The following is a 12,005-nucleotide window of genomic DNA, read 5'->3' as shown; positions in this document are numbered from 1 at the left end:
TTAATCGTCTTGTTTAGGCAATTTTGCCAATTCTGCTGCTGCGGATTGTATTTTATGATTTTGATAATCTTGCATGATATCCCCGTCTTTTAATACAATTGTTCTACTACTAAACGTAGCTATATCAGGCTCGTGAGTAACAAAGGTGATGGTGATACCTTTCTTGTTCAATTCTTGAAATAAAGACATAATTTCATAAGAAGTACGTGTATCTAAATTACCCGTTGCCTCATCTGCTAAAATCATTACTGGGTTGTTTACTAGTGATCTAGCAATGGCAACACGTTGTTGTTGACCACCAGAAAGTTGAGAAGGTGTATGATGTAATCTATCTCCCAAACCAACCATTTCTAAAGCTTTAATAGCCCGTTCTCTTCGCTCCTCTGTAGATACCTTGCTGTTATATAACAATGGTAACTCTACATTTTCTATTGCGGATGTTCTAGCTAAAAGGTTATAAGATTGAAAAATGAATCCTATTTTCTCATTTCTAATTGTAGCCAGTTCATTTCTACTTAAATCTTTCATACTTACGCCATCGATCTCGTAAGTACCTGATGTGGGTTGATCTAAGCAGCCCAATATGTTAAGCATAGTACTTTTGCCAGAACCACTAGAGCCCATAATAGTTACAAACTCCCCTTCCTTTATAGAGAATGATATTCCACGTAGCGCATGAACAGTTTCTGTGCCCATGACGAACTCACGTTTTAAGTCTTCTATTTTAATGATTTCTTTACTCATGCTTATTTCTTTTTACCTCCTGGGCGTTGTGGCATAAATGGACTCTCTTCTGTACCACCTGCTGGGGCACCAGATTGAGTAGTTACAGATTTTAAACTATATACCAATTTGTCACCTTCATTAATACCACTTAAAATTTGAACGTTTACTCCATCACTCGCACCTAATTTCACTTCTTTCGGAGTTATAGCTCCATTAGATTCTAAAACCCAAACTTTAGTAACTTCTTCTTTATCAGCTGTTCTTGGTCCATTTTTGGGACGCTCTGCCGTTAACTTCTCCTGCTCATTATATGCCATCATTTCTGGTTGTGTAGGCTTAAAATTGATAGCTTTTGCTTCTACCGATAACACATCTTTTAGTTCGAGGGTGTAAATCGAAATGGTTGCCGTTAAACCCGGTTTAAGTTTCAAATCAGGATTATCAGCTTTGATAACCACTGTGTAGGTAACTACATTTGAAGTAATGGTTGGATCTAATCTTACCTGCGTTACTTCACCTTCAAATTCTTGACCTTGGTAAGCATCAACAGTAAAACTTACTCGTTGTCCTTCTTTTACAACCCCTATATCTGCCTCATCAACATCTGCCTCTACCTGCATTTCCTGTAAATCTTGTGCAATGGTAAAAAGTGTAGGTGTACTGTAGCTTGCGGCTACTGTTTGCCCCTCATCAATATCTCTTGAAAGTACCACACCATCTATAGGAGAATAGATATTTGCATAGCCTAAGTTTGTTTTTGCCTGTTGCAAGTCAGACAAACGTTGTGTAACGGTACCTTTTGCAGTTTCGTAATTGTAAACAGCATCATCAAAATCAGATTTGCTAATTACCTGATTGTCGTATAACGATTTCTGTCTTTCATAAATGGTTTGCAAATAGTTTCTTTGACTAATAGCATTGTCATAAGAAGCTTGTGCTTGTGTAGTGGAAGCTTTAAGATTTGTTTTATCTAATTCCGCAATTAATTGCCCCTCTTTAACTTCACTATTGTAATCAACATATACTTTCTCCACAACACCAGAGACTTGCGTACCAACATCAACTTGGTTTATAGGCTCAATAGTACCTGTTGCAGTTACCATAGTGGTAACGTCCCCTTTTTTAGCTGCTATGGTTTTCGCTTCAATAGAAACACTGTCATCACCTTTTATAAAGCTATATGCTACAAAAGCTAAGACTAACAGCGCTAATCCTCCTATTATGATTTTTGTTTTATTTTTCATTTTGATTAAAGTTTAATATCGTTTCCTTGATAGAATTGTAATAATTGATGGTATAAAATATTTAGGTATTTGGATTGTAAATAGTTCTGTTGTGCATTGGTAAAAGTGTTTTGACTAATTACCAGATCTGTAGTACTTAAGTCGCCCAGCTCATATTTTTTCTGTGCTAGATTATAAGACTGTTCTGCTGCATCTTGGGAGACTTCTGCCGCCACTAATTGTTCTTGTGATGAAAGCGCATTTTGGTAGGCAGTTTCCACCTTTTTAATTACTTCCTTTTCAATAGTTTGTTTCTGAATCTCAGCTTTTTCTATATTAAAAGCAGCTGTTTGTACAGCAGATTTTGTCTGGTTTCTATTGAAAATAGGTATGTTTAAACTTAGCCCTAACCTTTGATTAAAATTGACATCTAATTGATCGGTGAAAGTATTGTCACTTATACTAGTGTAACCAGAACCAAGACTTCCTGTTAAAGCAAGGGTTGGTAAATATCCACCTTTCGCTATTTCTAATTCTTTTTCGTTAACTAGAATATTTGTTTTGCTAGCCTCTACCTCTGGTAAATACGATAAGGCATTGGTGTAAATAGCTTCTTTGTTTAGTTCTGGATTTATTAAGTCTTGATTCTCATCAACCGTTTCAATAGTTAAATCCTCTAAGGGCGATAATTCAAGTAATTGTTTTAGGTTGATGATGTTAAGCTCGTAATCATTTTTTGCTGTAATTACGTTGTATTTATTAGTTGCTGCCTGGCTTTGAGCTTCTGTATAATCACTTAATGCAATAGTCCCTGCATCTAATCTTGATTTGGCACGTAGTACTTCCTTTTCTGAAGCAATTAGATTATTTTCTGCAATGCTAATCCCTTCTTTAGTATATAGGGTTTGCAGGTAAGTTTCTAGAATGCTTATTACAATATTGTTTTTAGCTTCTTGTGCCAATAAACTATTCTGTTCTATTAATAGTTGATTTTGCTTTACCTGATTACTTAATTGATTTCCTTGAAAGAGTGTTACGGAGCTATTAATACCAAGATTGGTACTATGTATTTGATCAGAAACATAATCGCTCGTAATTGGGTCAATAGATGTACCACTAGAGAAGTTTTGGGAAGCACTACCAAATAAGTTTGGAAGCTTAGCAGATTTTGCTTTGTTATAATTTACTTCAGAAATACTGGTATTTAAATCAGCATCTTTTACAGTAATGTTATTTTCAATTGCGTAAGAAATACAATCTTCTAAAGACCAAATTTTAGAGGCGGTATTGGTTTCTACATCCTGTGCAAAAGCAAAGTGAGCAAATAAAATGCTTGCTATGATTATATATTGTTTCATTTAAAGCGTGTTTTTAATTAACACTTCAAAAATGAAACTTTATACTTTTCTGGTAGAATGTAATAGAAGTCTGGCTCTTTTGTTTATACGGAAACCTTTATTCTATCGACGAGATTTTTGGGCAATTGTTGTTATTCGTAACAATTGCCCAGTAAATATTTAGTTAAGTTTTACTTTATTTTTCACAGAATTAAACTGTTGTTGTAACTCTTTAAGACGTTCTACTTCTTCATTGCCAGGCACTTTATCTGCACCACCAACGATATAGGATAAATAGGATATTTGGGCAACCAGCATTTGTTGAGGATATGCACCTTCATCATTTTTTATTTCTTTTAAAACAGTCTCTAAGGAAGCTTTTTCATCTCCTTTAGTTTTCTTAATCTGTGCCTCTAATTCTGACTGAAACTTTCTGGCTTCCGTTAATAAATCAAGCACTTTATTCTCAAAAGCTAAGTGATCAAGAATGATAGTATTATCTATACCTTCTTCTGTTAAACGTGGATCTACCAAAATTTCAAAAGGCTGTTCCAACGTCTTCTCTCCTACTGTTAATTTAGCAATGTAAGAACCTGGTGGTACTATAGGTCCATTTTTATACCTTCTAGATTCTTTATCGCTCCATGCACCTTTTTGGCGCATATCCCATTGAAATCTATTAATACCTTTTTTGGTTTCAAGCTTTGCATCAAAGTAACTAAAAGTCATACTAAGCCCCATATTTTCAACTTCTTCCTTGCTAGATTTAATCTTTGTAGAATCACTTAAAATAGAAGCGACAGACTGTTTGTTGGCGTTTAAAATTTCTAATTGCACCTCGCTTTTAAATTCCTTTGGCAAGTAATAATCAATTAAAACTCCGGTTGTTGGGTAATCAGGAAAACCTTTTGCTCTTCTTGGTGTACGATATCTTATCGTATTATCTGGTTTGAACAAAACAGGGGAATCCGCTAGTGTCGTAATATCTACATTTCTTAAGGTGGTAATATTATCTAATACCCAAAAACCACGCCCCATGGTACTTAAAACCAAATCTCCTCTTTTAATAATGATATCGGTAATAGGTGTAACGGGTAAGTTTTGTTGAAACGATTTCCATTGTTTACCGTCATCCAGAGAAACAAACATTCCGTATTCTGTACCTGCATATAAAAGTCCAGCAGTTTCTGGATCTTCACGTAATACTTTAGCTGTATAGTCAGCTGGAATTCCATTTGTAGTGGTACTTATCAATTCCCAAGTTTTACCATAATCCGCTGTTTTATAGAAATACGGAGTAGCATCACCTAACAAATGTCTGTCTACCGAAATATATGCTTTTGCAGGGTCAAATTGAGAAGGTTCAATTGATTCAACTCTTCCGCCTTTTGGCATTTTCTTAGGTGTAACATTTGACCATGTTTGTCCGCCATCTTGGGTTATTGAAACAACACCGTCATTAGATCCCGTCCAAATAAGGTCTTTCTTTATTTTAGATTCTCTTATCGAATAAATTGTACTGTAATATTCTTCACCGGTAATGTCTCTAGTTATTGGACTTCCTGAAATAACCTGCTTATCTGCTTCAAAGGCAGTTAAATCTGGAGAAATGGTTTCCCAAATAACTCCGTCATTTCTTGTTTTATGCACAAATTGAGAACCCATGTAAACGACATCAGGATCATGTGGAGATACGTGAACAGGAGCTACACGTTGAAACCTGTATTTTAAATCTTTAGGGTTGTGACCGTAAATATTGGAAGCACCTATAGAGTATTCTCTACCTGTACCGGTTATTTTATTATAAACACTAAAGCGTCCTTTACAATTGTTGTAAACAATATTGTGATTGCCAGGTTTTGGAATTGACGGACCTGTTTCACAGCCACCAACTTCAATCATTACCTGTGTACCTTGAACAGAAGTTCCACTTGGAGCCGAACTTGGAATTGCAATGGTAGTATTATCTTGTTGTGCACCATAGATCCAATAAGGATATTGATCATCTACCGCTACCTGATAAATTTCAGCTGTTGGTTGGTTGAATTGTGAGGACCATGTTTTGCCTCCGTTATGCGATACATTGGCGCCACCATCATTACACTGAATTAATAAATCAGGATTATTGGGGTTTATCCAGATATCATGGTTATCGCCATGTGGTACAGCCATCATTGTCCAGTTCTTACCACCATCCGTAGACTTTAATAACGGATTGGCATTAGAATACACAATATCAGGATTGGTGGGGTCTAACTCTATGTTTGTATAATAAAATGGTCTGTTGACCAAACCTTTATTACTTGACGTTTGAACAAATGTTTTTCCTTGATCAACAGATTTGTAAACTCCGCCTTCATCGCCTGGAGCTTCTATTACTGCATAAAGTATACTAGAATCTACGGCCGATACTGCCAAATCTATTTTACCTATCAATCCTTTTGGCAATCCTGTTTCCAGCTTTATCCAATCTTTACCTCCATTAACTGATTTATAAATACCGCCTTCTTTGTTCGCTCCACCAGATATAATTGTCCAAGGAGTACGTTGTGCTTTCCAAGCAGCTGCATAAACAACATTAGGGTTGCCGGGTAAAAGTTCTAAATCTGCAAATCCGGTTGTATTAGATATGTGAAGCATTTTTTCCCAAGTAGCACCACCATCTATAGTTTTATAGATACCACGTTCTTCATTAGCTTTAAAAGCATCACCAATTGCCGCTACCCAAACTATATTACTATTGGTAGGGTCAATTTCCACGGCACCAATTTGTCCGGCTTTTGCCAAACCGATATGGTCCCAAGTTTTTCCGGCATCTATAGATTTATAAACTCCTTTTCCGCTGATGATGTTACTACGCAGTCCGTCAGAACCAGTACCCACATAAACGATATTAGGGTCATTAAGAGCAACTTCAATAGCACCAATAGAAGGAGTATCAAAAAATCCGTCAGAAATATTATTCCAAGATGTGCCATAATCATCTGTTTTCCAAACACCGGCACCAGATGCACCTAGGTAAAAAGTACCTGGCAAAACAGGAGTACCAGTAACCGTAGTAACACGACCACCTCTAGAGGGACCAATAGTACGGTATTCAAATGCGGAAAAATCTTGGGCAAGAACTAAGGTTGTACTTAGTAAAAATGTAGAAATGGAAAGGAAACGAACAAAGGTTTTCATTTAGCTTAAATAATAGGTTGGTTAAAACCTAAAGTTACTTAAACTGATACGTATAACATATATTGAAAATCATTTTTACGATTTTCTTAATTTGACAATTACATACTGAGATTTGACGTAATCTCGTTGCTGAAAATTATATAATATGCTGCTATTATAGCGTATATCTACTTGTCAGTATCTTTAAGCTTGTCATTTTCCCAAATACCACTTATAACAGAGCCTTCTTTCTTATGAAAAATACCTTTTCCATTTCGCTTGTCGTTTTTCCACTGTCCTTTGTATTTTTCACCGTTAGGCCAAAAATAAGTGCCTTCACCATTTCGCATATCATCTTTGTAACTACCAATATAATATTCACCGTCAGGCCAGTAAAATGTGCCATTACCTTCGCGTAGATTGTCTTTCCATTCGCCTTCATACCTGCTACCCGTTTCAAGTACGGCAATGCCGATACCATTGGCCTTGTTGTTTTTTACTTGACCAACATAATGCAATCCAGTTCCTTTCTTACTAGTAAAACTAAGGTATTCTCCAAATGATTTATTGTTCAGTTGCTTACGCATATTACTTAGTTGAACGCGAGCTTTTTCTAATGCGAAACTTAAAGAATCTATACTTCTAATTTCACTTTGCGCAACTGGGGCAATAGCAATTGAATCGATGGATGTTTTTTTGGTTTCCTCATCAGAAGCATTTACAATATTGTTTTGCATTAACTTTTTAGCAAGAGCAATACGTAATGGAATAACGCTGTTCAGCTCTTCATGATTTTGAAGCGTGGTATTATAAGATTCAATAGCTTTATTATAATCGCCTTTCATTAAAACAGAATCGATTGCGATTAATTCTTTATTGCCAGTTACAAGAACATCTAACTCCTTTTTTGCCTTGCTACTCTCCCCTATTTCATTTTGCAGCGAGCTTGATTTGATGCCAAAATAAATTGCCAATACAGATGTGATGGCTAGCAGACCGTACAATGTTACATCTCTTTTTTTCATAGTGTTTGTTTGATCTATGGTATTAATCTGTTAAGTGAATTTCTGGAAGCTTGTTTTTCACCTTTCTAAAATCTGGTGAATAGTATACGTGAAAACGCATCGCCCAACTTTGTTTATAATATCCGCCGTTCTTTAGATCTTGACCTTGAGAATACATGGCTCCTGCCGCAACGGTTAATCTTGGTGTAAGAATATAACCCAAAGTAGTCGTTAATCGTAAATCTTCCATAGGGCTAGCAACAACCGCTTTTCCACTTTGCATGATTAATTCAGCCTCAGGAGCTACATAAAAAGTCTTAGGTTTTAGCTTATGATTGTTCAAAGGGATTTTCATTCTGAACATATACCTCCATCGGTTTCTAAATATGTATTCACTATTCTCCACAAAACTTTGTGTCCAACGATGTTCAATACGAATACGGTGATAAATCATCATACTCGCCAATGACTGCGCAAATTGATACTGATGCCAAATACGCCATTCAGGTACTAAATTACGATCCGTAGAGGCTTCATCTGTATTGAAGTTTAAACGCAATACTCCGCCTAAACGAACATTGAAATATTTTGAGTGTATATACCCAATAGCGTGTCTATTATAAACCTGAGCTACTTGCCCAAAAAATGGTGTAGCTTCCGTTTCTTCTAATCTTAAATGTGTTTGTGCATCCCAAAATAAGCGTTTGCTTATTCTAATATTCCCATAAGTATTGATCCAGGTTTTGGTACCTAAATCTTTATACTTCGAATATTCTGGCAATTCTACGGCTTCTTTTTCTTGTGCTAATCCTTTAAAAATAAAGGCAAAAAGCATTAAAAAAGAAAGCTTTACGATATGTGTACGAAACGTTTTCATAGGCTATTGCTTTGTAGTGTTTTGTACATTCAACATCTCTAATACAGTAACAGGGTCTTTTTCTTTTTTGAGCTTTCGTTCCAGCTTTTTGGTGTCTTGATCTTTTAGTTCTAGAACTTTTTGGTAGGTAGCCGTAATAGTATTATTTAAATTTTCAATAGTCTCACACGATATATGTTGTTCTATTTCAGTTAAGAAGTAAGGCTCTAAAATTTTGGAATAAGCTGATGTAATTTTCTTTTTAATATCCTCATCCATCAATGTTGCCATAAACGGATTCCAAATACGATCGGTATAACTTTCTTTAATAGCCGTATGGTAAACTGGCATTTGCGAAACCGTTCTTGATAAATCGTTTAAATTGTCAAGACATTCAACCGTATTTCTAGCAGCATATAATCTGTTTTGAGCAGATTTTACTTTAGAGTAATCGTTCAATGTTGTACTAGCAAAAGATTTAATTTGATGTAAAGATTTGGCATATTTTAGTGGAATACTATCGTTTATCGCTTCAATAAAAGTTACTAATGAATCGTTCTGTAATATGATTTCCTCTTCTAAACTAGCCAACTCATTTTGTCTTTTTTCTTGCGCTAATGTTTCTTTAACCTCGTTGGCGATAGACAGAATACCGTCATATCCCATTTTAGCAACAGCTTCAATATTCGCTATGCTAGAATTATCGGTATTGGTTACAGCATTTGAAGTAATTGTATACGGCTTAGAAGATATTACACTATCTATTTGCATCTCAATATCCACTTTAGATTTTGGCATTCCTGCCGGAAATACATGGTTTATTAACTGTTGGCGCGATGTATATTCTAAAATACCCAAAGAATCATAACTTACAATTTCTTGAATAGGGGTAAGAAAATTTTCTTTTAGGTGAAGTACGGTGTTGTACTGATACGCTGTATTGGTATCAGATAATTTTAGAATATTTAATTGTGAATTGTGTAGTATAGATTCACTTAATTCATTTGCTTTTTTGTAATAGGATACGATGCTATCAACTTTAGAGACTTCTAAAGAATCTAACGCATAATAAGGAACCTTAACTTTAAATTCAGGAAGAAATTCTGACTTACCTAATTCAGATAATATATCATCAACCTCTTGGTAACGTGCTGCATTTTGCTTTAAAAGTTCAGGTAAACTATTATGATGTAGAATGTCAACATCTACTTGCGAAAGTTGAATTTCTAAGGCATTAATATAACCCGCATTTAGATTAATGATTTTAGTTTGCCCGTTATAGCCTTTGTATCCCTTTATGGTTTTATGATCACTTTCGTCATCCACCCTAATCGATTGCAATAAGCCATCTTTAAAATACCAGCTTTCAGATTGGTCCATTCCGTTTGAAGGAAATAAAGACCACTCATCATGAGCCAAACCATCTCGTAGAAATCTACCTACTAATGTATAGTTTTCATTATTTATGCTAAAATTCTTCTGCGGAACGCCATTTTCAAAAAAAATAACGCTTTTAAATATGGTATTTGATATTTCAGAATTTTCAATTTGTTCTTCTAAAATGGTCCATTTACCATTGGGTTTACCCATTTGAATTTTTCCGCTAGCGGATTTTTGAATTCCACTTACCAAAACGCGGTATTGGTAATCTATGATTTCAGATTGACTCTGGGAGTTGAATTTCCCGAATTGAAACTTCCATGGTCCGTTTGCGGTGCCATCAACGAAAGCTCCCTTAAATTGAAATGAATAATCTTGTTTCTGTAATAGCTCTTGAAGGTTGGAACGTAGTACCGTAAAATCGCCATCGAGAACAGTATCGTTCTCGACAAGTTTATAAGAATACGTTGCTTTACCGTTATACTTACCTATTTGTAAAGGTCCGTTATACGTTTGGGTTTCTTGACCGCTCATCGGAATAGAAATTCCGACAACTAAAAATACAAGAAATTGTAGTAATGGTTTGATAATTAGCCTAATCATGCCGCAAAAAAACGAAAATAGATTCAGACTAATAAATTAGAAGAGTAAGAATTTTAACTTTTTATTAAATGTTATTAAACAATTTAGAATACAGTAATAATATTAACTTATTCTAAGAATAATATAACTACCAATCTATTGGAAAATAGTCTTTTAGAAATTTTCCACACCAATGTTTTCCTGTATTTATACCATCGAATAATGGGTCCATTACTCTAGCGGCACCATCGACGATATCTAAAGGCGGTTGAAAATCGTGTACTTCTTGTTTCTTTTTAGCTAATTCTGCAGGGTCTTCATCGGTTACCCAACCGGTATCAACAGCATTCATAAAAATTCCGTCTTTTGCTAGTTCACCAGCAGCAGTATGTGTTAACATATTCAATGCAGCCTTCGCCATGTTGGTATGTGGATGACGCGATTCTTTGAAGAAACGGTGGAATTTACCCTCCATGGCCGTGACATTAATTATATGTTTCTGACCCGTATTTTCTTTTTTCATCAATTCTGCCAAACGGTTGCATAACACAAATGGTGCTACTGAATTAACCAACTGTACCTCAATCATTTCGGTGGTTTCAATTTCACCTAACTTTAACCTCCAGCTATTGGTTTTACGTAAATCTACCTGTTGCAAATCTGCATCCAATTCTCCTGTTGGGAAAACCTCTTGGGCAACCAAGGCATTATCAAAACTATATGGAATCTGAGACAGCTTTGCAGAGGCTCGTAAACCAATGCCAGGTTCTGGTCCGTGCCAAGTAACCGGCATGTTTTGATTAGGAGAAGCTTTAGAACTGAATGATTTTAATTCGTCTAAACAACTTTCATGGTCACTCAATACCATTTGGGCAAACTTTGGCAATGAAGAAAATTCACGTTCTTCATTTTCCATTAAGTGATGGTAAAATCCTGCTGGTCTACGTACCGTTTGTGCTGCGTTGTTTATTAATATATCAAGCTTGTCATATTGCTGCTCAATAAAATTGCAGAATATCTCAACACTAGGGATGTGGCGTAAATCTAAACCGTGAATTTTTAGTCGATGCCCCCACTCCATAAAATCTTCCTCCTTAGAAAAACGAAGGGCAGAATCTACAGGGAAACGTGTGGTAGCAATAACGGTAGCTCCGCCACGCAAAAGCATTAAAGTAATATGGTAACCAATTTTTAAGCGTGATCCGGTAATAACCGCCACTTGCCCTTTTACATTGGCATTCTGAAATCTTTTTGCATAATTGAAATCACCACAATCTGTACACATGGTGTCGTAAAAATGGTGAAGTTTCGTGAACTCTGTCTTACATACGTAACAGTTACGAGGAGTGGTAAGTTCTGGTAAATCTTTGCTAGCTAATTCTGCAGCAGGTAATAATTTAGGAGCTACAAAAACATGTGCTTCACGAGCGCTACGAATACCTGTCTCTTTACGGGCATGCTTATCGCGAACTGCTTGCTTTCTTTTTTCGTTACGTTTGGCATCTTTAACCCGTTTAGCAAACTCTTGCTTATTAGGACGAGAAAGCTGACCGGCAACTTTAATTAAGGCAATTCTTCTATCTTCAGGAATCTCAAAAATTTGATTGGTATCTGTTACCAAACGATTTAAAATTTCAATACAACTTTCAATCTCGTTTAAATCGATTTCAGTTTCGTTCTCGTGCTGTTTATCCTTCATCATACTACCTTAAAAAGGGCAAAAATACTAACAATG

8 protein-coding genes are annotated in these 12,005 nt (G+C 35.7%); all 8 read right to left on the bottom strand.

The genetic code is table 11. The annotated features are described in order from the left end of the window. A complete protein-coding gene (locus tag BM296_RS10475) occupies positions 1 to 744 on the bottom strand; it encodes an ABC transporter ATP-binding protein (RefSeq protein ID WP_073244333.1) in 744 nt (247 codons plus the stop codon). Positions 745 to 746: 2 nt separating this feature from the next. Continuing rightward, complete coding sequence (locus tag BM296_RS10470) at positions 747 to 1,970, bottom strand: efflux RND transporter periplasmic adaptor subunit (protein WP_091903020.1); 1,224 nt, start codon at positions 1,968 to 1,970, stop codon at positions 747 to 749. Positions 1,971 to 1,975: 5 nt separating this feature from the next. After that, positions 1,976 to 3,307: a TolC family protein gene (locus BM296_RS10465; RefSeq protein ID WP_091903019.1), complete on the bottom strand. Its 1,332-nt coding sequence runs from the start codon at positions 3,305 to 3,307 to the stop codon at positions 1,976 to 1,978. A gap of 159 nt (positions 3,308 to 3,466) precedes the next feature. Further along, positions 3,467 to 6,469 carry a WD40/YVTN/BNR-like repeat-containing protein gene (locus BM296_RS10460; RefSeq protein ID WP_091903018.1) on the bottom strand — a complete coding sequence of 1,001 codons (3,003 nt, stop codon included), beginning with the start codon at positions 6,467 to 6,469 and terminating at the stop codon, positions 3,467 to 3,469. Positions 6,470 to 6,636: 167 nt separating this feature from the next. After that, a complete protein-coding gene (locus BM296_RS10455; protein WP_091903017.1) occupies positions 6,637 to 7,473 on the bottom strand; it encodes an MORN repeat-containing protein in 837 nt (278 codons plus the stop codon). Positions 7,474 to 7,495: 22 nt separating this feature from the next. Beyond that, positions 7,496 to 8,329: a DUF2490 domain-containing protein gene (locus tag BM296_RS10450; protein WP_091903016.1), complete on the bottom strand. Its 834-nt coding sequence runs from the start codon at positions 8,327 to 8,329 to the stop codon at positions 7,496 to 7,498. Between the two features lie 3 nt (positions 8,330 to 8,332). Next, on the bottom strand, positions 8,333 to 10,222 hold the full coding sequence (locus tag BM296_RS10445) for a hypothetical protein (protein ID WP_143099061.1): 1,890 nt from the start codon (positions 10,220 to 10,222) through the stop codon (positions 8,333 to 8,335). A gap of 196 nt (positions 10,223 to 10,418) precedes the next feature. Next, the gene (locus BM296_RS10440; protein ID WP_091903014.1) at positions 10,419 to 11,969 is read right to left on the bottom strand and encodes an SDR family NAD(P)-dependent oxidoreductase; all 1,551 of its coding nucleotides are present in this window, start codon (positions 11,967 to 11,969) and stop codon (positions 10,419 to 10,421) included. Positions 11,970 to 12,005: the final 36 nt, after the last annotated feature.

Origin of the sequence: Maribacter stanieri (assembly GCF_900112245.1) — a bacterium.
Classification (GTDB): Bacteria; Bacteroidota; Bacteroidia; order Flavobacteriales; family Flavobacteriaceae; genus Maribacter; species Maribacter stanieri.
The sequence above is the reverse complement of the archived record's forward strand: the minus strand, read 5'-3'. Positions and strand labels throughout refer to the sequence as shown.